23 protein-coding genes are annotated in these 24,295 nt (G+C 32.6%); 12 read left to right on the top strand and 11 right to left on the bottom strand.

The genetic code is table 11. The features are described 5' to 3' along the window. The first annotated feature begins 123 nt into the window (after positions 1–123). Together AC1RPW_RS02740 and AC1RPW_RS02735 are read left to right on the top strand one after the other, a co-directional pair. Positions 124–1,443, top strand: a complete 1,320-nt coding sequence (locus tag AC1RPW_RS02740; protein WP_481761272.1) for a PTS transporter subunit EIIC — start codon at positions 124–126, stop codon at positions 1,441–1,443. Beyond that, a complete protein-coding gene (locus AC1RPW_RS02735; RefSeq protein ID WP_481761273.1) occupies positions 1,433–2,302 on the top strand; it encodes an alpha/beta hydrolase in 870 nt (289 codons plus the stop codon). Before AC1RPW_RS02740 ends, AC1RPW_RS02735 begins: the two co-directional genes overlap by 11 nt. Positions 2,303–2,669: 367 nt before the next feature. Here the strand turns inward: AC1RPW_RS02735 and AC1RPW_RS02730 are convergent, their stop codons facing one another. Both AC1RPW_RS02730 and AC1RPW_RS02725 read right to left on the bottom strand, forming a co-directional pair. Continuing rightward, positions 2,670–3,368: a VIT1/CCC1 transporter family protein gene (locus AC1RPW_RS02730; protein WP_481761274.1), complete on the bottom strand. Its 699-nt coding sequence runs from the start codon at positions 3,366–3,368 to the stop codon at positions 2,670–2,672. 18 nt (positions 3,369–3,386) lie between these two features. Then, positions 3,387–4,067 (bottom strand): VIT1/CCC1 transporter family protein, encoded by a 681-nt coding sequence (locus tag AC1RPW_RS02725; RefSeq protein WP_481761275.1) that lies wholly within the window; start codon positions 4,065–4,067, stop codon positions 3,387–3,389. 131 nt (positions 4,068–4,198) lie between these two features. Here AC1RPW_RS02725 and AC1RPW_RS02720 point away from each other — a divergent pair, with 131 nt between their 5' ends. After that, entirely contained in the window at positions 4,199–4,654 is a 456-nt protein-coding gene (locus AC1RPW_RS02720; protein ID WP_481761276.1) for a Fur family transcriptional regulator, read from the top strand. A gap of 189 nt (positions 4,655–4,843) precedes the next feature. Here the strand turns inward: AC1RPW_RS02720 and AC1RPW_RS02715 are convergent, their stop codons facing one another. Then, complete coding sequence (locus AC1RPW_RS02715; RefSeq protein ID WP_481761277.1) at positions 4,844–6,058, bottom strand: multidrug effflux MFS transporter; 1,215 nt, start codon at positions 6,056–6,058, stop codon at positions 4,844–4,846. Positions 6,059–6,107: 49 nt separating this feature from the next. Further along, a complete protein-coding gene (locus tag AC1RPW_RS02710) occupies positions 6,108–7,094 on the bottom strand; it encodes an MBL fold metallo-hydrolase (protein ID WP_481761278.1) in 987 nt (328 codons plus the stop codon). A gap of 117 nt (positions 7,095–7,211) precedes the next feature. Here AC1RPW_RS02710 and AC1RPW_RS02705 point away from each other — a divergent pair, with 117 nt between their 5' ends. After that, positions 7,212–7,568: an iron-sulfur cluster biosynthesis family protein gene (locus tag AC1RPW_RS02705; protein ID WP_481761279.1), complete on the top strand. Its 357-nt coding sequence runs from the start codon at positions 7,212–7,214 to the stop codon at positions 7,566–7,568. Positions 7,569–7,612: 44 nt separating this feature from the next. Here the strand turns inward: AC1RPW_RS02705 and yjeM are convergent, their stop codons facing one another. Further along, positions 7,613–9,085, bottom strand: a complete 1,473-nt coding sequence (yjeM, locus tag AC1RPW_RS02700; RefSeq protein ID WP_481761280.1) for a glutamate/gamma-aminobutyrate family transporter YjeM — start codon at positions 9,083–9,085, stop codon at positions 7,613–7,615. 33 nt (positions 9,086–9,118) lie between these two features. Further along, positions 9,119–10,555 carry a C69 family dipeptidase gene (locus AC1RPW_RS02695; protein ID WP_481761281.1) on the bottom strand — a complete coding sequence of 479 codons (1,437 nt, stop codon included), beginning with the start codon at positions 10,553–10,555 and terminating at the stop codon, positions 9,119–9,121. 219 nt (positions 10,556–10,774) lie between these two features. On the opposite strand from AC1RPW_RS02695, the gene AC1RPW_RS02690 reads away from it, so the two are divergent. Next, complete coding sequence (locus tag AC1RPW_RS02690; RefSeq protein ID WP_409022584.1) at positions 10,775–11,665, top strand: YitT family protein; 891 nt, start codon at positions 10,775–10,777, stop codon at positions 11,663–11,665. A 14-nt stretch (positions 11,666–11,679) separates the two neighbouring features. Next, positions 11,680–11,868, top strand: coding sequence for a 2-hydroxymuconate tautomerase (locus AC1RPW_RS02685; protein ID WP_481761282.1), 189 nt, complete (start codon positions 11,680–11,682; stop codon positions 11,866–11,868). A gap of 89 nt (positions 11,869–11,957) precedes the next feature. Here AC1RPW_RS02685 and AC1RPW_RS02680 read toward each other — a convergent pair whose 3' ends face one another. Next, complete coding sequence (locus tag AC1RPW_RS02680) at positions 11,958–12,770, bottom strand: Cof-type HAD-IIB family hydrolase (RefSeq protein WP_409022582.1); 813 nt, start codon at positions 12,768–12,770, stop codon at positions 11,958–11,960. 293 nt (positions 12,771–13,063) lie between these two features. Here AC1RPW_RS02680 and AC1RPW_RS02675 point away from each other — a divergent pair, with 293 nt between their 5' ends. Beyond that, positions 13,064–13,387, top strand: coding sequence for a metal-sulfur cluster assembly factor (locus AC1RPW_RS02675; RefSeq protein ID WP_481761283.1), 324 nt, complete (start codon positions 13,064–13,066; stop codon positions 13,385–13,387). 22 nt (positions 13,388–13,409) lie between these two features. Beyond that, positions 13,410–14,384 carry an ABC transporter permease gene (locus AC1RPW_RS02670; RefSeq protein WP_481761284.1) on the top strand — a complete coding sequence of 325 codons (975 nt, stop codon included), beginning with the start codon at positions 13,410–13,412 and terminating at the stop codon, positions 14,382–14,384. 63 nt (positions 14,385–14,447) lie between these two features. On the opposite strand, the gene fni is transcribed toward AC1RPW_RS02670, so the two are convergent. Genes fni through mvk form a run of 4 tightly spaced genes read right to left on the bottom strand, consistent with a single transcriptional unit; the run spans position 14,448 to position 18,516 of the window. After that, positions 14,448–15,485, bottom strand: coding sequence for a type 2 isopentenyl-diphosphate Delta-isomerase (fni, locus tag AC1RPW_RS02665; RefSeq protein WP_481761285.1), 1,038 nt, complete (start codon positions 15,483–15,485; stop codon positions 14,448–14,450). 15 nt (positions 15,486–15,500) lie between these two features. Then, on the bottom strand, positions 15,501–16,565 hold the full coding sequence (locus tag AC1RPW_RS02660; protein ID WP_481761406.1) for a phosphomevalonate kinase: 1,065 nt from the start codon (positions 16,563–16,565) through the stop codon (positions 15,501–15,503). Between the two features lie 30 nt (positions 16,566–16,595). Further along, on the bottom strand, positions 16,596–17,561 hold the full coding sequence (gene mvaD, locus AC1RPW_RS02655; protein ID WP_481761286.1) for a diphosphomevalonate decarboxylase: 966 nt from the start codon (positions 17,559–17,561) through the stop codon (positions 16,596–16,598). Beyond that, positions 17,551–18,516, bottom strand: coding sequence for a mevalonate kinase (gene mvk / locus AC1RPW_RS02650; protein WP_481761287.1), 966 nt, complete (start codon positions 18,514–18,516; stop codon positions 17,551–17,553). The genes mvaD and mvk overlap by 11 nt, the downstream gene beginning before the upstream one ends. A 193-nt stretch (positions 18,517–18,709) precedes the next feature. On the opposite strand from mvk, the gene AC1RPW_RS02645 reads away from it, so the two are divergent. From AC1RPW_RS02645 to AC1RPW_RS02630, 4 genes are all read left to right on the top strand, one after another. Further along, the gene (locus AC1RPW_RS02645; protein WP_481761288.1) at positions 18,710–21,535 is read left to right on the top strand and encodes a helicase C-terminal domain-containing protein; all 2,826 of its coding nucleotides are present in this window, start codon (positions 18,710–18,712) and stop codon (positions 21,533–21,535) included. 64 nt (positions 21,536–21,599) lie between these two features. Further along, positions 21,600–22,097, top strand: a complete 498-nt coding sequence (locus tag AC1RPW_RS02640; RefSeq protein ID WP_481761289.1) for a cell wall elongation regulator TseB-like domain-containing protein — start codon at positions 21,600–21,602, stop codon at positions 22,095–22,097. A gap of 90 nt (positions 22,098–22,187) precedes the next feature. Next, entirely contained in the window at positions 22,188–23,489 is a 1,302-nt protein-coding gene (gene asnS / locus AC1RPW_RS02635; RefSeq protein ID WP_409022573.1) for an asparagine--tRNA ligase, read from the top strand. A gap of 72 nt (positions 23,490–23,561) precedes the next feature. Further along, positions 23,562–24,272, top strand: a complete 711-nt coding sequence (locus AC1RPW_RS02630; RefSeq protein ID WP_481761290.1) for a DnaD domain protein — start codon at positions 23,562–23,564, stop codon at positions 24,270–24,272. The last annotated feature ends 23 nt before the right edge of the window (positions 24,273–24,295 follow it).

Here is a 24,295-nt window from a genome sequence, read left to right as displayed (position 1 = left end):
ACTGGTGTTGATGAATTTTATTTTACCAACACCAGAAAGTGTACACCCTCAAAGTTTATAATTAACATTTTGTTGTTGGGTTACTATTGGTTTATAATAAAAAATAGATAAGGGGGTTATTCAATGAATAAACTATGGGTGACGTTTTCGCAAAAATTGTTAAGAGTTGATTTACGTTTTAAAAAAACTTTTGTTTATCAAGCAATTGAAAAAACATTTGCAATTATCTTACCGTTTATTATTATTGGAAGTTTTAGTATGGCGCTTAGTTCTAGCGTTTTATCAGAACAAGGGTTCTTTAATCAAGTATATAATATTTCATCATGGTTACCTTATGAAAAAATCATAACAAATATATTCGAAATTATTAATACAGTTACAATGAGTTTTATCGCAGTAATGACAGCTTTTTTGAGCGCAAAATACATGACTCGGTCCTTTAAAAAAGATGAACAAATTGCAGGATTCACTGGGGCAGTCGGGATGCTTATTTTGAATTATAATTTATCAAGTTTAAACCCTGATAGTGATCAGGGGACATTCTTGATTCAAGAGTTAGGTGTTAAAGGGATTTTTATCTCACTGATTTTGGGGGTCTTTGTAGGATATATCTTTAAATGGTTTTCACCTAAAAATAAGCAAGAAAAAGTAGATCAATATACATTTATTTCTCGTGGTTTAGAGAGTCTGTTGCCGATAGTGATAATATTGGGGATTTTAATTGGACTAGTCATGTTAGTTTCATTGGTTAATCAAATCGGTGTGAATGGTCTCTTATATTCTATGTTTAGATTAACAGAAGTTAAATCAAGGCATTTAATTATAACTATTTTATTTTTATCCTTTTTCAATACTGTTTTATCTGGTATAGGAATTTCTGGTTCTTTAGGAATTGCACAAGGCGGCTTAGATGATACTTCGGTTGTCAGTAACTTAAGTTATGCGTTAAAGCATGGCACGTCTTTTGGTGTACCTTTTCCTATCTCTATACATACAATTTATGACAGTTTTGGTAGCTTTGGTGGAACAGGAATGACCTTATCTTTAATTATAGCAATATTGATAATGTCTAAAAATAAAAATAGTCGTAAAATAGCAAAAATATCAATTATTCCAAGCTTTGTGAATATTAATTTTCCATTGATGTTTGGGTTACCAATTATTTTAAATCCTATTTTAATGGTTCCGTTTATCTTATCACCCATCGTTTCAATGTTGATTGGGTACTTCTGTATTTACTTTAAGTGGATACCTCCAGCAGTTTACAGCTTACCTGAAACGACTCCAGCACCATTAATGGCATTTTTAGGAACTGATGGGTATTGGAGTACATTAGTTGTATCAGGAATTGTGCTTATTATTACAGTTTTAATTTATATGCCGTTTGTAAAATTAAATAATAAGGCAATGAATATTGATGGAGGTAAGCTAAATGAAAAATAAACGGAAAATAGTTAAATACGTGTTTATTTGGATAGCTATCTTAGCTTGTTTTTTAGCTGTTATCGTACCGGCAAATACATGGAACACTAAAAAGGTCAAAACAAGCCGAATTATTCATAATTCAAAGTTAAATCCAGTTATTTTAATACCAGGAAGCAGTGCAAATCAAGATCGATTTGATGAATTGATTGATGTTTTAAATACTTCAACAAATCGAACGCATAGTTTGTTAAAGATAACGGTTCAGAAAACTGGAAAACTTAAAATTACTGGTAAAATAGCTAAACGAGATATGCAACCTTTCATAGTTGTTGGTTTTGAAGATAATTCGAATGGCTATAATAGTATAAAAAAACAAGCTAAATGGTTTGATATAGCGTTTACGTATCTTGCTGATAAATATAAATTTAATCAATTTAATGGTATCGGGCACTCTAACGGAGGTCTTATTTATACGACATTTTTAGAAGAATATTTTGATGATAAAGCGGCCTCAATTAATACGTTAATGACGATAGGTTCACCATATAATGGTGAAGAAACTAATCAGAGTACAAGAACACAGATGTTAGCGGATTTTGTAAAGAATCGAAAAAAAATTCCAACTAACTTAGTGTTGTACTCGATTGCTGGAACAGATAATTACAATAATGATGGAATTGTTCCATATCAAAGTGTTAATGCCGGAAAATATATTTATCAAAATCAAGCGAAATCCTATACAGAAATAACTGTCACAGGAAATGAATCGGAACATTCTGATTTACCACAAAATAAGCAAATTGTTGCTTTAATTGAACAGTATATTATTGCTTCCCAAAATTCTAAAAATAGTGGACCAGATGATAAGAAAATTTAGAGTAGTGCTTGATTATTATTGTGATGAACTATGTATAGTTGCACATTGTAAAAATAGTCTTAATGATCTTAAATATGTACAGTATATCAATTAAACAGACAATGTCGATGGCGAGTGTTGTATTTAATTATTGAAAGTAGTATAAAATATAGGCCTTTGTTAACTATTGCTGATCAATGATATTAAAAAAGTTCTAATCGCTAAGTGATTAGAACTTTTTTGTATGAATTTTAAGAGTATAAAGTGGTTTAGTTCAAAATTTATAAACATTTTGAAAGCTAATGCGCTATATAAAATGTATCTATGACAACAAATAAGTTGGGAAAAAATATTTAACTAGTTTGGGCGGGGTTTCATAATGATATGTCTAAAAAAACTGGCCAATTCCATAATGAATTAACATGGTTATTAAACCAATGATAATATTTCGTATAATGGCAACTTTAATTTTACCATCACCTAATTTGGAGCTAATAAAGGCAGTTAAAGCTACAGCTACTGAAACCGCAATAATTGTACCTATCATTTTCCAATTGTTTGGTAATATAATAATGGCAAGTAGTGGGAAAATACCACCTAAAGCTGCAGAGATTAGTGAGGAAAAAGCGGCATCCCAAGGGTTCATATAGTGTCCTAATTCGAGACCGTATTTAACATTAATAATCGTTTCTAGTGGCTTTTTTTGCATTAATTCTGTAGCAATTTCAAAAGAGGTTTCTTCAGAAACGCCCTTAGCCGTATAAAAATTTTGAACATCATGAATTTGATCAGTACGACTCGTAATCATACGCTGTTTTTCGACGGCAACAGCTGCTTTTTCGGTGTCACTTTGTGAACTGACAGAGGCATATTCGCCAGCTGCCATAGAAAATGCGCAAGCTATTAGATCAGTTAACCCAGCGATGAAAATAATGAAATTATCTGTTGTAGCTGCTGCAACACTGAACAGGACACCTACAACAGTTAAAATACCATCATTAGATCCTAGTATACCTGCACGAAGTGAATTAAGTTTTTCATCCATTGTTTTGTATTTTTTTTGTTTAATTTTGGTTTCAGATGTCATGAAATTAAGTGTCCTTTCCTAATGAGCAAATAAAGTACCAATAAAGTAAGTGACTAGCATTGTTAAAATACCAGAAATAATATTACGAATAACTGATTTTGTCCGATTTGAGTTACCCAAAGTTGCAGCACTAAATCCTGTGATAGCTAGTGCAATAATGACAGAAATAGATGTGGCAATGACCTTAAATTCAGCAGGGAATAAAGTAATTGCAAGTAGGGGCAGCAATGATCCAATCGGAAAAGAAATCATTGATGCAATCGCAGCCGCATAAGGATCCGTATAGACGTTAGGATCAAAGCCATATTTTTCACGTACAATAGTATCTAATGGGTTAGCCGACATCATTTCATCTGTAGCTTTTAATGCTAAGGATGAAGAAATACCTGTTTTAAAATATTTTTGATAAACATAATTATATTCCTTATCATAATTATGTTTTAGATTGTACTTGGAATTGGCAGTAGCAACTTCTTGCGAATCTTTTTGGGTACTTACAGAAACATATTCTCCCATAGCCATTGAGACAGTACCGGCAAGCATACCAGCAATACCTGAAATGAAAATAGAAAAATTATTGTTCGTAGCGCCAGCGACACCAATGACAATCCCAGCAACGGAAAGAATACCATCATTAGCTCCCATAACACTAGCTCTTAAAACATTTATTTTCTGAGATAAAGATAATTTTTTAGACATAACTCTCTCTCCTTTGTTATAATGATTCTAAATATATAATCATTATAAATCAATTCAATAGATAAAGTCCACATATTTTATGAAATATGAGATAATGAACAGAGTGAATTAAGAAAATGGGGGTCGTTAAATTGATCGATAAAAATCTTGACCAGGCTTTAGAAATTTTAAAAGAACGTGGCGTACGTATAACACCACAGCGTAAAATAATTCTTGAATATTTAGTAACGCAACATAACTACCCATCTGTTGAACAAATTTTTAACGGAATTAAAGATGGAAGCGTAGGGTTAGGCATAGCTACCGTTTATAATACGTTACAAATATTAGTTGCTCAAAAATTAGTGATAGAATTGTCTAATGGCGATGATGGTAAAATGCGCTACGATTATTTTGGTATTCCACATTATCATGCTATCTGTCTTAACTGTGGCAAAATAACAGATATATTTACAGAATTAACTTTTCATGAGGCAGAGCAAGAGGCGGAAAATAAAAGTGGTTATATAATTGAAAGTACACATGTCGAGACGTTTGGATATTGTCCAGAATGTCAAATAAAACTGGGTTTAACAGAAAATAAATAATATATATCAGTAGATAAAATAAGCTTTAAAAATATGGTTGGTAGTACCAATTTGTAGATAGTACCCATTTTACATAAAGGTTACAGCTGTACAAAATCAGATGTCACACCTTTAGTATAAATAATTAAAGAGTTATATTATTAAGTTTTTGCGTTATACAAACTAATATTTCCACAAAAAAAGCAGAACTTATAGTTCTGCTTTTTTTGTGGAAATATTTAAGTAAATGACCAAGGCACAAATTTCACACAGTAAGATTAAAATTGTCATTGGAACATAAGAATGATCCCCCATAATCCCAACGAATGGAGAAAGAATACTTCCAACTAGATTCATACCAACACCAAGTATGGCAGAAGCACTTCCTGCGTGTTGCCCTTGTTTCTGCATAGCTAATGAGAAGGCCGTTGTATTTACGATACCAACCATTGAAACAATTAAAAATAAACTGATGAGCACTAGTAATAACGAGTTACTAATAAATAATGAGGTCGTTAATAGTAGACTACCAAGTAAGGCAAGGTAAACACCTAATTTTAGACCAGTCTGTTCAGAAAAAGTATCTGAAATTCGTGAACTTAATTGAGACATTATAACGATACCTAAACCATTAATTGCATAGACTAAACTGAACATATTAGAGGATAGACCAAAAAGATTTTGTAAAACAAATGATGATCCAGAAATATAACAGAACATTGCACCTGAGATAAAGCCTTGAATTAGAGCATAACTCAAGAAAAATTTATCAAAAATTAAACTTTTAAGAATTTTTTTCGTTGAATCACCAGTATTTGATTGCGACTTCTCTGGCACAATCTGGTTAGTTTCTGGTAACGTCACTAATACAAGAAGAAATAAAAGAAAACCAATTACAGTTAAGATAACAAAGATACCGCGCCAAGATGTGAATTTTAGAATAAAACTGCCAAGTATGGGCGAAATAATCGGGAAAATTCCATTAACAGCCATTAAGAGCGAGAAAAAACTGGTTAATTTTTTTCCGGTGTATAGGTCTCTAGCAATTGCTCGAGAGATTACAAGACCAGCAGATCCCGCTAAACCTTGCAATAACCGGATAATAACCAAAATTGTTATATTCTGACTTGTTGCTGCGATGATAGAGGTAACAGCGAACAAGATGAGTCCCAAAAGTAATGGCTTTCTACGGCCAATTTTATCACTGTAGGGTCCAACTATTAATTGGCCAAGCGCCAATCCAAGTAAACAAGTCGTAATCGTCAACTGGGTAAGCGATGCAGTTGTATGTAAGTGTTGTTGAATAACTGGTAATGCTGGTAAATACATGTCCAATGATAATGGACCAAAAGCACTTAATGTTCCTAATAAGAAGGTTAAAAATAATTCATGTTTTTTAGGATTTTTAAAATAAGAAAAAACCAACAAATTCACGTCCTTTTAAATGATTAATAAATATACCATAGAATAAATATTAATAAGTTACAATAGTATTGTTAAAATTTTGGTCTATCAATATAAGTTGCTTAGGTTTATGCGTTAATCGATTTAACAATTCAGGTACTTCTAATGAAGATAAATGTGAATTGATTGGGAGACTATCTTTATTATTTTCCAATAAATCGGTCAGTGAATAGCTATTTTGGGTAGACAAATTAAAATCGCCTAACTTATTTTCTATATTTACCAAGATATATTTCTCAGGATGCCTTTTAATTCCTACAGAAGTAGCATCATTTAATGAAATCACTTCTGAATCAGGATAAAAATACGTCAATAATTGGGAGGTTGGCTTATCTAGTACGATTATTTTTTCTAACTTGTTAGCTACTGTCGCTAACTTATGAATTAAATAAAGATTTTCGTTGGCAACGTTAATAGCAGTTAATTCTTCGACTTTTAAAAGTTTAATGAGATGATCTAGAATCGTAATTTCAGTGTAGTAATTAGTATCTGTTGTGTCGACAGTATTTAAAATTAGAACATCTAAAGGTAGTCGGTTTAAGTCGTGAATCCATTTCTTCGTTCTCTTTTTATGAGGTCCAGCTAAGCGAGTATCACCAGCTAAGAAGGAGTACTTCTGCTTTTCATCTTCTACTAAAAAAGCTAATGAACCCGTGTGTACTGAATCTGATAAAAAACCAATCACTGTAAAATCTCCAATAGTTAGTGCGGTGTTAATCGGAATAATTTTGTAATTTAAGTGTGTTTCACTAATTTTACCTAGTAAGACAAATTGTTGTTTTAATTCAAATGCCTCTTTGGATAAATAGATAGGTAATTTTTGCATCATAGAAGATTCAAGAATTTTTTCATGGATATCTATTGAGAAGTATGAAAGAAAAAGAGCGTCTGCTTGTTCATTTAGTTGTGAATTAACGTTAAATTGAAAGATTGAATGTGAACTTTTAAATTGTGAACTACTATCAAATAAGTTGTTTACTATACTAATTTTGGTCATTATATTCCTCTCTTTCTAATTAGAACTATCATACCATGATGAACCTGAGTCGTCATGCTTGTCTAAAATAATCAGTGGTGTACAATGTAATTATTAAATAAGAAAGCTGGTAATTTCATGTATTTAAAAATAAGTGAAGACGCAAAAAGCAAGATTATGAAACTTATGGGTAATGATTCAGAAATCTTGCTTGATTTTGACGATGGTGTTGGTGCTTTATCAAATGAAGGAACATGTACGTTAGATTCAAGCTTTAGAATGTTAGTAATTGATGACCAGAACGATAGCAAGGCATATGATGGAACAATTGATTCAGATTTAGGTCCCATTAGAGTAAAAGGGTACAGCAAAACTTATATGGATGAGAACATGCAACTTGTCGTTAATGAACGATTCAACAGTTTAGCATTACATGGAGATAATTCAGGACTATTAACAGGTAATGTTAGCTTAGAAAGTCTTGTTAAAAACTAATAAAAAATCGTAAACAATAAAAATTGTTTACGATTTTTTTTAGTTTATTTTTTAATTTTTCTCTCATAACGTGTGTAGTAAAGGAAAGCAACTAGTCCAGAAAGGACAGGACCAGATATCATCCAGAGAGCATTACTTAATGTATCGCTGATAACAGTGAAAATAATTCCAAAGGCTAAAACTAACCAGACGACAATAGTAATAATATTTGTAAGTGTTCTATTCTTATAAACTTCAAAAGGTCGATTTAAGTCTTGACGTTTTTTAAAGAATGGAAATGCACCAATTAAAAATAGATAAGGTACAGAAGTTGAGATATTTCCCATTAACGTTAATTTTGAATAGAATAATGTTGAATTTGAACCTCCAAATGAAACAGCCATGATAATGACAATAACGACGGCAGCTTGAATCCACATTGCAAATTCAGGCATACTATGCTTATTTAATTTCGTCATTTTTGCTGGCCAGATATCCTTAGGTGTTCCAAGAATAAATGATTTGAGTGGTGAGTAAATCAAGACGAAGAATGCACCTGTATAAGCCATGAACATACTTAAACCAGTAATTCTAGCAAGTGTATGACCAAAAATTGTCGAAGCACTTGCGCTCATACCAAAGCTTTGACCTGCAAAATTACCTAAGTTTTCCATCAATATGTAAGAGATGTTACCTAAGTTGGCATTTTGACCACCAAGTTTACTCCAGTTTGTACTAACACCCCAGAAGAAGATTGAGATTGAGTAAGCAAAAAGAATTAATAAAGTGGAAATGATTAAACCCTTTGGAAAATTTTTCTTAGGATTTCTAATACTATCTGTAACACCACTAACTGATTCCATACCACCGTATGCAAAGATGGCAAAAACAATAAATGAAATTAGGGCGATAGGTGATTGATAGCTAGGATTTCTAGAAGTTATAATACTTGTCATACCATGCCATGGTTCTTGGAGTGCACCATGATTAACAATTAAAATAACAATACTTAATAGTAAAAAGATAGCATTTAAACCTAAAATAGCAATACCACCAACTGAAGAAATCTTGGCAATACTACTGATACCTCGACTAGCGACAAAGGTAACTAGCACAATCCAAAGAATTGCAAGAATACCGATAGTTTGTGTTGAAGATAGGCCAAAGATAGCCCAAGATTGTGTTTGATCACTTCCAGAAAAAATTGTTGAAAGTGGAATCCAAACTTTAGATGCAATTGATACCATCCAGACAATCCATGCAAAAAGCCAAATAAATGTTCCTGTGAAAGCAAGTTTGGGGCCAATTGATTCAGCTAACCAAGAATAAATGCCACCTTTTGATTCATTTAAAGCTGAACCATATTCTGCAAACATCAAAGCAGTTGGTAAGAAAAAGAAGAATGCTGCTAAAACGTACCAGATAATACTAGCGTAACCCATTTGAATAAAGGCGACGGGAGTATTTGCAAATCCAAAAATAGTTGTAAAAATCATTAAAATGAAACTTGTTAGGGAAATTTTCTTTTGTTTGTCCATAAGACTTTTGTAATTCCTTTCGGTTTCTTATATTTATAAGTTTTGGTCAGTTTTAAAATTTAATGGTGATAGGTCAGTTGATAATGTAATTAGCTGACTAATTAAGGCCTTAACCTTGATTTCAGCAGCTTCAGTAATTTTTAGATTTTCTTCAGTTAAAAAATCTGTTAGGTCTGTACCACTTTTAGAAATTGCCTCTGTTTGAATCCGTTTTACGGAGGCATTGAATTGGATAATTAAATCTTTTTGGAGATCTTTCAGTAATGAGCTAAATTCTAAGTAATGTGAATCAACCAAAATACCTAATTGTTTATATAACCAGTAAGCAGATTTGTCATCATATACATCGGTACCAATTTTATAATTCTCCGGTGTATCCGTAATACCAGCAAAGAAAGGTACATAAGCACTTTGAGCCGTAACACCCATTGATAGCCAATGGATACCACCAATTTCAAAAGGTAAATCAGGTCTAATTTGTAAAATATGAGACTCTTGTGTTTTTGCTAAACTAATGGGTCTGAATTTATGTTTATCACTGATTGAACCAGTTCCAATCGGATCATATTGAGTTCCTTGGAAATGTGAGCCAAGAATTTGTTCTAAATCTTCACGTTGAATTAAATGATCAGCCTGACGAATGAACGGTAAATTCATACTCATAGGATCTTGTGAAGCAACTGATGGTGTTAAAAGTAATTGGCCATACCAAACTCTTGGTGTGCTGTAAATGGCATCAGATTGATCATGAGTTCCAAAGATATCTCTAAAATTAAATGAATCTTTTTGGTTATTTAAATGATTATCAGAAACAAATTTCTGAATACCAGAACTAAACATAAAATTAGCGGAATCAGTAAAGTTAATTTCTTGAATAGCTAGTTGGTTGGCAACAACTGCATAAGAATCATCCGGAATACGTTGCGCAACCCAATGGTGACCGGTTGCAATTTCCATATACCAAACATCTTTTTGATCAGAGAACAAGACACCATTTGTTTCACTTGAACCGTATTTTTCTACTAATGATCCAAGGTAACTAACACCTTCTTTTGCGGAGTGAATATAGGGAAGAGTAATTGTTACAATTGCTTCCTCACCAATTCCGTTTTCAGTTAGTAAGGGATCGTAACTGAGAACCCGGCTATTAGCGTATGCACTTTCAGTAGCGCTCATAGCCACACCATATTCATTAAAGCCATCTTCTTCAAAAACACCAAATTTTGGTGTCCATTCAGGAGTAGCTGAATATTTACCACGAATTTTTGGTAATGGCATTTTAAAGTGATTATCTGGTGATTCAAATAAAGGTGATTGTTCAAATTCTGTATGAGCATGAATAACAAAATGTTTTGGCCATGCTGTTTTTGCATCTTCATTACGGCCAATAAAAGTCGACCCATCTGCAGTTGCTTTAGAACCAGCTAAAACACTTGTACATGCTGAAAAATTAAAAGGGTCTGTCGTCATGGATATTTCTCCTCCCAGTAAATAAATTTAGATATTACCATTTTATCATTTAATTGCTATTTTTAAACGCCATTTGTAAATAAATATTCGTATTTAACCGGTTACGCTGTATAAGGTTAGTTTAATAGAAATTTAAAATGAGAGATTACTCATTTTATTAATATTATTGTTTAATAAAAGGTAAAATGAAAAGAGTCACATATAATAGGAGGGAGATTTATGAAGTTATCAATTTCTGATAAAAATAAACGACTAGTTATAATTGTATTTTCGGGATTATTAATTGCATTATCCCTTAATTTCTTTCTGATTCCAGGAAATATTTTTGGAGCTGGTGCCAATGGTATTGCCCAATTACTTTCTGCTATTTTTTATGATCTATTTCATATTAAAATTGGTACTGGATATCTAATTATGTTAATAAATATTCCAATTGGTATATTAGGCTGGTATAAAGTAGGACGTTCATTTACATATTATAGTGTACTGACCGTCGCTTCTTCATCTCTCTTTACGGTAATTTTACCCGTTCATCAATTATCAACTAATCCATTAATGGCAGCATTATTTGGTGGTGTAATAAGTGGTATTGGGGTTGGATTAGCATTAAAATTTGGTTTTTCAACTGGTGGGATGGATATCATCGCACTTGTTCTAGCTAAAACGACAGGTAAAACAGTCGGTTCATTAATGTTATCAACAAATATGATTATTATTTTAACGGCTGGATTTTATTTCAGTTGGGAAAGTGCTTTGTATACAATTATTTCTAATTATGCTATGTCTAGAGTTGTCGACGACATCCATACATCGCATCAAAAGTTAACAGCATTTATTGTTACAAAAGAAGCAGATTTAGTTGTTGGAGCGCTCCAAAAATCATTAATTCGTGGAATTACAGTTATTGACTCAAAGGGCGCTTTCTCAAATGAAGAAAGTAAAGTTTTGATGTTAGTTATTACACGTTATGAATTATATAATTTAAAAATGACAATTAGTGATGTTGATCCAAATGCATTTATGAACTTAGTTAATACCGCTGATATTGAAGGCAATTTCCTAAACTCAGACCAACAAGAATTATTAAGAAAAGGGCAATCAACTAAATAAAAAGGAGATTCGTTATGCCAATTATAAATATTGATTTAATTGAAGGTCGTTCACAAGAACAACTTAAAAATTTAGTTAAAGATGTGACTGAAGCTGTTTCAAAAAATACTGGTGCACCTACAGAGCATATCCATGTAATTTTAAATGAAATGCGTAAAGATCGTTATAGTGTCGGTGGTATTCTAAAAAGCGACGAAAAATAAATATCATTAAATATGACTTCTGGTATATTCCAGAAGTCATTTTTTATAAAAAAATAACAGACCATTACTGATCTGTTACTAATTAACGATTATTTAGCTAAATTTAAATAATTTTTTAAGTAATGAGCAAGCCCATTTTCTTGGTTATTTAAAGAGGTAACATCATTGGCTAGACCTCTAATTTCAGAAGTACCATTTTTCATTGCCACACCCCAGCCAGCATATGAAAGCATTTCTTTATCATTACTTTCATCACCAAAAGCAACGATATCTTTTTGAGAGATACCATAGTAATCTGCTAGATAAGAAACACCAATTGCTTTTTGAATCCCTTTTGAAACAACTTCTAGAACAGGTTTTGGTCCGCCCCAAGTGTTGACTTCGATAACATCACCATATTTTTCAAGTAGTCTAGATGTAATTAATTGTTTTTTATCTTGATCGACAAACATCGTAATTGATGTCGGATCATGTTGTAAATTTTGTTTATTAAGAATTTGATTTGATCTTAAAACTTGTGGGAAAAAGCCTTTCACTAGCTGACTTGCATTGTCAGCCAATAACATATTTTTTCCTTCGGCTGCTAACATGTTAATACCTAATTCTTTTCTAGCGTTAAGAATATCAAAAACAATATCTCGATTAATTGTATATTCGTATGATTTATCCCAATTTTTATGTGGAATATGTGCCAGGGCACCATTAAAATTAATCATTGGAGTTGTTAACCCTAATGAATCATAAATTTGTTTTGAGATACGATATGGGCGTCCCGTTACAATACTGACAATGTGTCCTTCAGCTGTTGCTTGAGTAAGTACTTTTTTTGTTGTTGAACTAACTTCTGCATTATTATTTAAAGTTGTGCCATCTAAATCAATTGTAATTAACTTTTTGTTCATCGTTATTGTTCCTCCATCAACTTAACTTATGTGTAGTAAGATTTACAGTTTTTTATCTTAGTTAGTTCAGGATAGCATTTGAGTATGCAGTATTCAAACGTATTTAACCTTTTTTTATCTATTGTTATAAAATCGTATCTTTAATTTAATCCGGCTTCATAGTAACTTTGGCGCCGTATAACATTATTTTTTAGAAAAAGTAAAGAGTTCAGTAACATTAAAACAATAGATTGCAATGCTAAAATAGAAACGATAAACTAGTAATATTAGCTATTCAAGAGAGGATTAATCCTATGAGTGAAAGACGAAGTGCAGAAATAATTAAGCAAGATATTTTGACACATTTAGAAAAAGTGATGGATCCTGAATTGGATATGGATATTATTAATTTAGGTTTAGTATATGAGATTGAATTAGACAATGACAATAATTGTAATGTACAAATGACTTTAACCACTATGGGTTGCCCGTTAACAGGTGTTCTATCTGATTTAGTCGAAGATGCGTTAAAGCCAGTGCTAGAAATAAAAAAAGTAACTGTACAATTTATATGGAGTCCAGCCTGGTCAATTGAACGTATGTCTAGGTATGCAAAAATGGCACTCGGTGTCCATTAAAAGTTAGGGGGAAATTAAATTGATGATGCGAAGAAGATACATATTTATAGTAGCTATCTTACTACTTACATTCTTTACCACATTTTTATTTTTTAAGATGCAGGAAAAAGATTTAATCACAAAATTAGATAATCATAATCTATCTAAAAATGCATATGTTCTTAAAACAAAAGAACAAAATTTAGATAAATATAATACAACGTTAGCAAAATCAGAAAAAATTTCTGATTTTCAAATTCATTATCAAGTAAAAAACAAAAAAAATATTTCTTATTTTTATGCGAAGGGTAGTTATGATAAGCCACCAATGGTTTCTGGAACTTTTTTCTCAAATAATGATTTTTTATCTGAAGTTCCGGTAGCAGTAGTTGGTCGAAATATTGAAAAAAAATTATACTCGCCATTTCATCAGCAGTATTATAAATTAAATGGGCAATACGTTTCTGTCATCGGTATTATGGGTGATAAATACAATTCTGAGTTGGATAATCAAATTTTTATTGCAATGTCAACTGCAGACATAAGTAAATTGAAGGCAAATAATACAAATATTATTCTTGATTCAAAGCATGTCGTGACTAAGAATGTGTTAACGACCGAATTAACTAATACAACAGTTTCCAAACAGGTTAATGATAATTTAATTTTAACTAATAACTCATGGATTAGTCGACATTGGCAACAAGCGGTGGGCTTAATGGCTGTTATTGCTAGTGTTATGGTCGCAACTTATATTTGGATTGTTGGTGTTAGTAAACAAATTCGTAATCAGAAATTTATCAAACAATCAAAAAAAGTTATTATTTGGAATAACTTGCTAATTTACATGGGATCATTCTTAGTTGGTGGCTTAATAGGAACTGCGATTGGTCAGTCACAATTTTCGATTAAAACAAATATGATAGCTCTGTATGAGTTCGAAGGTACTCTATTTATCGTTGCTTCCGTTGTTTTCTACTTTGTTATCCGTAGAAGAGTTAATAAACGTAATAATTAATAAAAACGCCAAATCAGTTAGATTCATTATCTAACTGATTTGGCGTTTTTTATGTAAACATGATTATATTTGATTTTTAAAATTTTGTAACTCAGGTGATAAAATCATTCTAATTTTTGTTAAATCACTTAAATTTTTGGTGCCAAGTAACAGCATAAGCATGTTAATTTTTGATTGATAATCTGATATGGTATTTGTTAGCGCATCTTGACCTTGTTTATTGAGAATGTGTAAGAATGCACCAGAGATACCAACACTTTTAGCGCCTAAAGCGAGACATTTAACAATATCTAATGGGGTACGAATACCACCAGAGGCAAAAATTGTTAAGCCTGTTTGCAGAGATTTTGTATCAATGAGACTTTCAGCTGTAGTTAAGCCCCAATCCTCTAGAAAGGAGAAATCTTTAGCATGTCTACGTTCGTTTTCAATCATGGCAAAATTTGTGCCGCCACGACCAGAAATATCAACATAACGTACACCAATATCAGCTAATTGTTGAACCGTTTTATGAGACATCCCAAAACCAACTTCTTTAACAATAATGGGTACTTCAAGCTTATTTACGATTGTTTCAATATTCTTCAACCAATAAAACTCACGTTCACCTTCTGGCATAATAATTTCTTGAGCGGCATTAATATGAATTTGTAGGGCGTTTGCTTCAATCATATCAACGGCTCTTTTTGACTGATCTAGTGTTGCATTGGCGCTTAAATTAGAAAAAATGAGACCATTTGGATTCTTTTCACGAAGTATTTTAAATGTATGAGCCTTAGAAGGGTCTTTTAAGGCGATACTTTGAGAACCTGTCGCGATTGGTGTATTTGTGATAGCTGCAACTTCGGCTAATTGTTGATTTAAAATACCCGTTTGTTCACTGCCACCAGTCATAGCATTAATATAAAAGGGCGATTGAAACGAGAAATTTGGAAGCTCAACGCTAGATTGAATATCATTAATAGAAAGTTCAGGTAAATTTGAAGGAATAAGCTTGATCTCATTCAATTGATTTTTTGATTCCGTATTGAATAATTTTTCGGCGATAAATACGTGTTCATCTTTTCTGTGACTTTGAATTAAATTATCGTCTTTAATCATAAAAAACTCCTTATCCTATAAGGTCACTTTGATATCCAAAGGTTGAATATCATTTTGTGCCCAATCTTTAAATAATTCAGTACGATTTGTTTCAGAGGTTGCTAATGCAATACCGCAATCACCACCGCCAGCACCTGATGTTTTTGCGGCAGCATGTTGGGATTCTGATAAATTACAAAGGGAAGTTAATGATTCGGTTTCAATTATTACCTGACTAGCATCGGCTAATTGTTGTAAAATCATTCGATTATTTGTAATTTCTTGTTGAATAATGATGGAATTGTTTAATTTAAAGCCATCAATCATTGCAGTGACACATTTTTTTGAATCTTCTAAAAATTCAGAGTAAGTCTTTTTTTGTTTTGCTTTAAAAAGGGCCATCTTATCAACAAAAATGGAAGTTGAAGCTGGAGAGCCAGTCCAACCGATTAATAATTCTAAATCTTTAGGTTGCGGTAGGCGTTGGACAGAAAGCATAGGCCAATCCATAGATAAAAGTTCGGTTAGTGGCGTACCTTGTCTCATAATTTTTAACCATTCTCGATCAAATGAATAATAAGCAATCCATCCGCCATAAACACTAGCGGCAATATCTCCGAGTGAACCATTTCCTTGAACATCTAGGTGAGCCATTGCTGATAATTTAAATAGAGCGTTATCCGTTAATTTTAAATTATAAAATTGTGAAACGGCACGAACGGTTGCTACGGTAACCGCAGCAGAACTGCCCAAACCATATTTTTTACCATCAGTACTATCTAAATCACTATCAATATTGACATGATAATTAACCATCTGTTTTCCGATGGATTGTGCATATAATTCGGTTAAATGAATCGCCGATAATATGTAGTGAAAGGGGTTATCTCGATTATCAAAAATAATTTTTGTCCCTTGACGATACCAAGATAAAGAATTTTCTTGGTATTGTTTAGATGAAATACTACCTGTTTCTTTACTCTTTTTAATTGTTACAGTTACAAACTGATCAATAGCAACAATAATTGCTGGTGATCCAGGTTCAACAATTGCGTATTCTCCTGCAATATAAAGTTTTCCTGGTGCTTTAGCGGTGATCAAATAGCTCAATTCCTTTCAATATGGATAACACTAAATAAGTGTCGCTCCAGGTCCAGGCTTGGCAACCAAAAGATTTTTTGCACCAAAAAGTGGACTTAATTTATTTAAAATATAAGGTGTTTCAGTTTTGGAACAAATTATTTTAACATTTGGACCAGCATCCATTGTGAAGTAACAGGTAATACCTTCTTGACGCAAGTCACGAATAGCATCCATAGCACGTATGCTGTCAGGATTAAAATAAGTAAAGCTGGGATTAGCGCTTAAAGTTGTTGCGTGCATTTTCATTGCATTATTTTCAGCAATTTGACCAACTTTTTCGAGGTTTTTCTCTATAATAGCCTTTTTCATATCAATTAAATCACGTTCAGAAGATTTAACCCATTCATTGTAGAAAGGTGATGTGTCCACGGAATGTTGCATTCCAGAACGAGAATCAATCGCTTTTTCATGACTATTAATCATAATAGCAATCATTTGAAGATCCCAATCAATCGTTTCTTCAATCGGTATAGCAAAGGAGTCTTCATCATTGTGACCTTTTTCCCATTCAACTAGGCCACCAAAAATAGAGCGACTAGCTGAACCAGAACCACGACGTGCTAATCGTGATAAATCGCGTTTATTTAAATTTAAACCAATTGCTTGACTAGCAGCAAGCGCAAGTGCAGCATATGCGCTCGCTGATGACGCAAGTCCTGCTGAAGTTGGAACGTGATTTATTGATTCTACTTTAGCGTAAATATTTTTTTGTGCTTGATTACGAACAATATCTAAAAAGGCTGATACTTTGTTATCCTTTTTTTGTTTAGAATTTAGAAAGAAGGTATCTTCAGTTAGCGTATCGTCAAAAGTTACCGTAGTATCGGTATAAAAATGATCTAACGTTAAGGATAGGCTATTGTTGTAAGGAATAATTAAATCTTTATTTTGTTTACCCCAGTATTTAATGAGTGCAATATTAGTATGGGCGCGAGCTGAAATTTTATTTTTCAATATGTTGTGACTCCTTTTTAAGGGGTTGAATCCAAGTTGCAATGGCACCATTACGATTTAAGAGATGGCTTAGATTTAAAGCTTCTTCGGGTGTTTTAACTAGGGCTATCATACAGCCACCGCCACCACCACCGGTAAGTTTGGCACCTAAAGCGCCATTTTCTAGACTTGTTTTGACAAGTGCATCTAATTTGGGATGACTAACACCTAAAGATTTTAGTAAATGATGAGCCCTAGATAATGTGTGTCCTAAACTTATAGCATCATCTGTCGCAATTTGTGCCTTAGCCATACTTGTTAATTGACCAAGTTCGGAAATTATTTTTTCAGTAACGTCAGGACTTGATAAGACGCGATCACGAACTTGACCAACAGTTAAACCCGTTTGGCCCTTGATTCCCGTATCAGCAATCACTAAGGTTGCCTCTATGTTTAATGGGACAGGGTAAGCCTCTTGGTGCTTAATGAACCAAATGGGATCGCGGCTACTGGTTGTTGCGGCATCGATACCACTTGGAGAACCATGTGTGGTTGTTTCAGCGATATTGGCAATAAGTAGAAGTTCATCGCGTTCGATTTTCGTATCAAAAAAAGCGTACAAACTTCGAATTATGGCAATAACTGTGGCAGCGGAAGAACCCATCCCTCGTTCAGATGGGATGTCACTTTCAATCGTTAATTTAAATGATTGATGTCGTTTATTCAATGATTTTAAAATGTACTGGATAACTTGCTTAATGCCACGCATATTCATGGGAACATTTTTCAGTTCACCACTATAAAAACGACTTGTGATCCATTGTTTATCTGCCATTGCTTCCGTTAAAACTGATATTTTAACATTTGGTAAAGGGAGGGCAATAGCGGGTTGGCTATAAACAACAGAGTGTTCGCCGATTAATATAATTTTAGCATGGCTAGTACCAAGAAATTTTGCTTCTGTATTATCTGACAAATTGTTCAAAAAAAGAGTCCTCTCTAGATGAATTTACTTCCATTATCATACCTTAAAATTGTCGTTATAGCTATAATGGACTGGATGAACTTTGAGAATTTATAATGATTTAGTTTTTGGCATATGATTCTTTAATCAATATGGTAAAATAAACATAAATGCGTTAACTTAAAAAGACTGGTGATAAACTTCAATGAATAAAAATACGATTTATGCTGTAGTGGATATTGAAACGACGGGAACAAATCTTAAAAGTGGCGATCGAATGATCCAATTTGGTTGCGTTTTAGTTCAAAAAAATCAAATAATAAATTCTTTCTCGTTTGATATTAATCCTGGTATGGCAATTCCGAAAGTTATTACAGAATTAACAGGGATTACAAACCGTCAAATCAGAAAGGCTGCCTATTTTGAAGACGTCGCCGCAACGATTTACGCGATTCTCCAAGATACAGTTTTTGTTGCGCATAATATTAACTTTGATTTGCCATTTATCAATAGTGAGTTAGAAAGAGTTGGCTATCCTGCATTATCAATAAAAGGTGTCGATACTGTACAGCTTAGTCAAATCTTATTGCCAACAGCACCCAGTTTTAAATTAAAAGATCTGAGTCGATATTTGAATCTGACTCACGAAAATCCGCATCATGCCGATAGTGATGCCCATGTGACAGCTGAGTTATTTATCTTCTTATTAACTCGACTAGAAACGATTCCAAGAGAAACCTTATTTGAAATAAATCGTTTAAGTTCATTTTTATTAAGAAATACAAATGAATTATTTTCTGATGCGTACAGTGATAAAAATAGAAGACAGGAAAGACTACCAGATCATCTATACATTGTTGGAGGGATTGTCCTTCAACGTAGGAAACAAGATACATTTAATTTAACGAATTATGTTTATCCTGAAGCAGAAGTAGATAAGAAAAAAATATTTGAAAAACAATTAAGTTGGCGACCTGAACAAGCAAAGATGATGGACCTTATTTCTGAACATTTAAAAAGTGGAAATCGAACATTAATTATTGAGGCTCCTACAGGAATCGGTAAAACATTAGGTTATTTAATTCCAGCAGCTTATCATGCTCAAAATCGCAAACAAATTGTGATTAGTAGTGCGACAACATTACTTCAAACCCAGTTGATGAATCAGGCATTACCGTTACTTAACAAATTATTGCCTTTTCAAACAGCTGCAGTAAATTTGAAGGGCAGTAACCATTATATAAATTTAGCGGCGTTTAAAAAAGAATTAACACAAAAAGAAACCTCTGGACAGATAGCTTTAATGAAAATACGTATCTTAGTATGGCTGACAATGACTAAAACTGGTGAACTTGATGAATTAAAACTTTCAAGTTATCAAAATCCCATTTTTAATCAAATTGAACATCAAGGGGTTGGGAGTTTAGTATTAACTGATCAATTTTTTGAAGTTGACTTTATTAATACGTTATATAAACAAGTTGAATCGTCAGCAATTATTTTTACAAATCATGCTTTTTTAATGAAGCATCCTGGTTTATTTAACTCAGATCGTACAAAACTTGCGCCTGAATTAATTGTAGATGAAGCACAGCATCTTGCTGATGTTGCTCTACAGTCAAATAAAGGACGCATTCGATTCTGGAAAATTATTAATATGTGTGATTCATTATTGACTAGCATACAAAGTTCACAAAAATTTTCTTTTAATGACTTAATGGCAATTAATTTCTTAACAGCTAGTGAAAACAATCAATTATTAACAGAAATTAGGAAATTACGGGAATCAGTTGAGTTACTCATCAGACAATTTTCAAGAGAATATGGTCGACAAATTAGTAGGAATTCAGCAGCAAAAAATGAAACGACCGGAAAAGCAATTATTTTAAAATCAACTGAGCTAATTGGATTGATTAATCGAAATAAAATTATGCTTGAATCTGTTTTAAAAGTGATAACTGTTTTAAAAAGAGATGATGCCATTTTACGAGATCGTTATATCGCTGCAAAAAGCCAACAAAATATCGGCCAAGATGAGCAACAGCTTTTGAATCGTGTTCATAACTTTTTTAAGCAATTATTTGCAGAAACTGAGGGCTGGACTATATTTGAACAAAATCAAGACAAGCTAAATGAAAAGGTGCTTTGGTTAAGTTTTCCGATTAACGGACAAACAGACAAAATGCAATTTGAATTTAGTTTATCAGATGCAACTCATTTTCTTTCTGAAGTAATTTATCGGCACTTTAATCACCTGACGTTTACTGGGGCGACTTTGTTACTACCAGGTAATCCTGATTACATTATTGATCAGCTAGATATACAAGATGATAATTACAAAATCAAAAAATTAGGGAGTCCTTTTGATTATAGTAACCAAGCTAAATTGTATGTAGCAAGTGATGCTTTTGATGTTCGATCATCAAAAGAGCTTTATGAATCTTACTTGGCTGATTCAGTTTATGAGATTATAAAATCACAACGTAAACAAACGTTAATTTTATTTAATTCGCTTGATACGATAGCAAATGTTTATGGGTTATTAACAAAAAGAGGGTTACATCTTGATCGTGAACTTTTAGTTCAGGGTGTTACAGGACGGCCTGAAAAATTAAAAAAACGATTTTTATTAGGTAAAGACGCTATTTTAATGGGTACTGGTAGTTTCTGGGAAGGCGTTGACTTACCAAATGATAGATTAGAACTTTTAATTGTGACGCGGTTACCATTTGAGTCTCCAGAGTCGTTAAATGTAAAGGCGAAAGAAAAAGAGTTTGAAGGTCAAGGTAGGGATGTATTCAGTGAGTATTCACTGCCTAGAGCAACAATGAAGCTTAAACAAGGGTTTGGACGCTTAATTCGGACGTCAACCGATAAAGGGGCAATGATTGCATTGGACAATCGATTGATAAATCAAAGTTATGGTAAAAAAATGATTGAAGTATTGCCGGATGAATTACAACTTATAAATGAACCATTGGCAGATATTATTATTGATTTAAAGACGTTTTTATCTAATTCTGATAGTTAATCAGAATTAGATAATGTCTGTTATAATATGACCGTATAAAACTAAGACAGGAGAAAAATTGATCATGCGAAGATCCCCCAAAAAATCAAAAAACATCGTTTTTCTTTCGATACTTGGTACGATATTAGTTATTGTGGTAAGTGCTTTTATTTTATATAATCGCGCAAAATCACCGATGGCTACAGCTGAAAAAGAAGCTGTTACAATTGCTAAAAAATACGCAAAACTAGATAAAGAAACAGCATTTTATAGATATAATAGGGATGCAACTTATTTTACAGTTGCAGGGACAACAAAAGCTAATAAAAGAATTTATGTGATTGTTGCTCAAAAAGGTGGAAAAGTTAAAGTCTTATCACAATCAAATGGTAAGACAAAAAATGATATTTTAACTTATATCTGGAATGAAAAAAAACCTAGTAAAATATTGAATGTCGGACTTGGTATATACAACGGTGTACCTGCATGGGAAGTGAGTTATTTGAACAAGAAAAAAGCTCTTTGTTATGAAACACTGCAGTTCTCAAATGGTAAAGTTTTAAAATCCGTTGAAAATATATAATTGTCTTATGGACTAATATATCTGACTAATGATATTATAAAAGGAATGAAATCGATCTAGCAACTAGGACCGTAATGAGGAGGAAGTTTATTGAAAACAATTAGTATAATTGATGCTAAAAACCATGTAGACGAAGAAGTAAAAATCGGTGTTTGGCTTACTAATAAAAGATCAAGTGGTAAGATTGCATTTTTACAATTACGAGATGGAAGTGCCTTTTTCCAAGGTGTCGTGATAAAAAGTAATGTCAGTGAAGAAACTTTTGAAATGGCAAAAGAGTTACATCAGGAATCTAGCCTTTACGTTATTGGTGAGATTCATGAAGATAAACGCTCACCATTTGGCTATGAAATTGAAGTTAAATCACTTGAATTAGTTGGTGATAGTCAAGATTATCCAATTACACCTAAAGATCATGGAACAGAATTTTTGATGGATCATCGTCATTTATGGTTACGTTCAACGAAACCATATGCAGTTATGCAAATTAGAAATGAAATTATTCGCGCAACATATGAATTTTTCAATAAAGAAGGTTTTATAAAGATTGATGCGCCTATCTTAACTGGTAGTGCACCAGAAGGTACAACTGAACTTTTCCATACTAAATATTTTGACAAAGATGCCTATTTGTCACAATCAGGTCAATTGTATGAAGAAGCTGGGGCAATGGCCTTTGGTAAAGTATTCTCATTTGGACCAACTTTTAGAGCTGAAAAATCTAAGACAAGACGCCATTTAATTGAATTTTGGATGATTGAACCCGAAATGGCATTTATGCACCAAGAACAAAGTCTTGAAGTACAAGAACAATATATTGCGTTCTTAGTACAAAATGTTTTAGATAACTGTGACTATGCTTTAGATATTCTCGAAAGAGATAAAGAAGTCTTAAAAAGTTATACAAAAACACCATTCCCTAAAATTTCTTATGATGAAGCCGTCGAATTATTACAAAATTCTGGTGAATTTCCTGATACTAAATGGGGTGATGATTTTGGATCTCCTGAAGAAACTTATTTGGCAGAACATTTCAGTATGCCAGTATTCGTTTTAAACTATCCTAAAGCAATTAAACCATTTTACATGAAACCACATCCAACGAGAGAAGACGTCGTTATTTGTGCTGACTTATTAGCTCCTGAAGGTTACGGCGAAATTATTGGTGGTTCAGAACGTGAAACTGATGTAGATAACTTAATAGCACAAATTAAAAAAGCTGGATTGAACGAAAAAGATTACGAATGGTATTTAGATTTAAGAAGATATGGTAGTGTTCCTCATTCAGGATTTGGTCTTGGATTAGAACGCGCAACAACTTGGATTACAGGTGAAGAACATATACGTGAGGCTATTCCATTCCCACGTCTATTAAACCGTATTTACCCATAAAAAAGTAGAGAAAAAGAACCTTTAAACGAAATTGTTTAAGGTTCTTTTCTTAATTAAGGAGGCATTTTCGTTATGGATGCATTTATGAGTCAATTTTTAGAAGCAGGGGAAACCCATGTGTCTAATTTAATTTTACGGAATTATCGAAAAATTGGATTATCAAGTGATGAATTAATTTTCTTAATCCATCTATTAAGCTTTAATCAAGCAGGTAATAAATTTCCAGATACAAATCAAATTGCCAGTCAAATGGGCGTGACGGCCCAGGAAACCTATACATTACTGCAGAAATTAATCGAAAAAAAAGTTATTTCTATCAAAACAATTGATGATTCAAATGGGTACAGCACCGATCAATTTGATTTTAGTGTGTTATATGAAAAATTAAATAATTTAAGTCATAGGACACAAGAAAAGGTTGAAGTTGTTAAGAGTAATAATTCTCGAAAAGAGGTTTATGAAAAAATTGAAGTTGAATTTGGAAGACCTTTATCACCAATGGAATTAGAAAGTATTAGCATGTGGATTGATCAAGACCACTATATTCCAGAACTAATTTTGATGGCGTTGAAAGAAGCTGTCCTTAATCAGGCATACAGTTTAAAATATATGGATAGAATTTTACTAAATTGGGAAAAGAAGCATATAAAAACAAGTCAAGACATAAAAAAAGATAAAGAAAAAAGACAACAACAGAACTTTTCAAATAATGTGAAGAATAATGACAATACAAAAGAATCTAATGATAAACCGGAAATACCCCTATATCATTGGTCAAATTAATGAAATAAATAAAAACCTGGCGA

It is taken from the genome of Dellaglioa sp. CoH-55-MRSF-8 (assembly GCF_056782195.1).
Note: the sequence above shows the minus strand (reverse complement) of the source record. Positions and strands in the feature narration are given on the sequence as shown.

Coding starts and splice junctions, on each gene's coding strand:
- AC1RPW_RS02740 (WP_481761272.1), top strand. CDS start 124: ATGAATAAACTATGGGTGACGTTTTCGCAAAAATTGTTAAGAGTTGAT.
- AC1RPW_RS02735 (WP_481761273.1), top strand. CDS start 1,433: ATGAAAAATAAACGGAAAATAGTTAAATACGTGTTTATTTGGATAGCT.
- AC1RPW_RS02730 (WP_481761274.1), bottom strand. CDS start 3,368: ATGACATCTGAAACCAAAATTAAACAAAAAAAATACAAAACAATGGAT.
- AC1RPW_RS02725 (WP_481761275.1), bottom strand. CDS start 4,067: ATGTCTAAAAAATTATCTTTATCTCAGAAAATAAATGTTTTAAGAGCT.
- AC1RPW_RS02710 (WP_481761278.1), bottom strand. CDS start 7,094: ATGACCAAAATTAGTATAGTAAACAACTTATTTGATAGTAGTTCACAA.
- AC1RPW_RS02705 (WP_481761279.1), top strand. CDS start 7,212: ATGTATTTAAAAATAAGTGAAGACGCAAAAAGCAAGATTATGAAACTT.
- yjeM (WP_481761280.1), bottom strand. CDS start 9,085: ATGGACAAACAAAAGAAAATTTCCCTAACAAGTTTCATTTTAATGATT.
- AC1RPW_RS02695 (WP_481761281.1), bottom strand. CDS start 10,555: ATGACGACAGACCCTTTTAATTTTTCAGCATGTACAAGTGTTTTAGCT.
- AC1RPW_RS02690 (WP_409022584.1), top strand. CDS start 10,775: ATGAAGTTATCAATTTCTGATAAAAATAAACGACTAGTTATAATTGTA.
- AC1RPW_RS02685 (WP_481761282.1), top strand. CDS start 11,680: ATGCCAATTATAAATATTGATTTAATTGAAGGTCGTTCACAAGAACAA.
- AC1RPW_RS02680 (WP_409022582.1), bottom strand. CDS start 12,770: ATGAACAAAAAGTTAATTACAATTGATTTAGATGGCACAACTTTAAAT.
- AC1RPW_RS02675 (WP_481761283.1), top strand. CDS start 13,064: ATGAGTGAAAGACGAAGTGCAGAAATAATTAAGCAAGATATTTTGACA.
- AC1RPW_RS02670 (WP_481761284.1), top strand. CDS start 13,410: ATGATGCGAAGAAGATACATATTTATAGTAGCTATCTTACTACTTACA.
- fni (WP_481761285.1), bottom strand. CDS start 15,485: ATGATTAAAGACGATAATTTAATTCAAAGTCACAGAAAAGATGAACAC.
- AC1RPW_RS02645 (WP_481761288.1), top strand. CDS start 18,710: ATGAATAAAAATACGATTTATGCTGTAGTGGATATTGAAACGACGGGA.
- AC1RPW_RS02640 (WP_481761289.1), top strand. CDS start 21,600: ATGCGAAGATCCCCCAAAAAATCAAAAAACATCGTTTTTCTTTCGATA.
- AC1RPW_RS02630 (WP_481761290.1), top strand. CDS start 23,562: ATGGATGCATTTATGAGTCAATTTTTAGAAGCAGGGGAAACCCATGTG.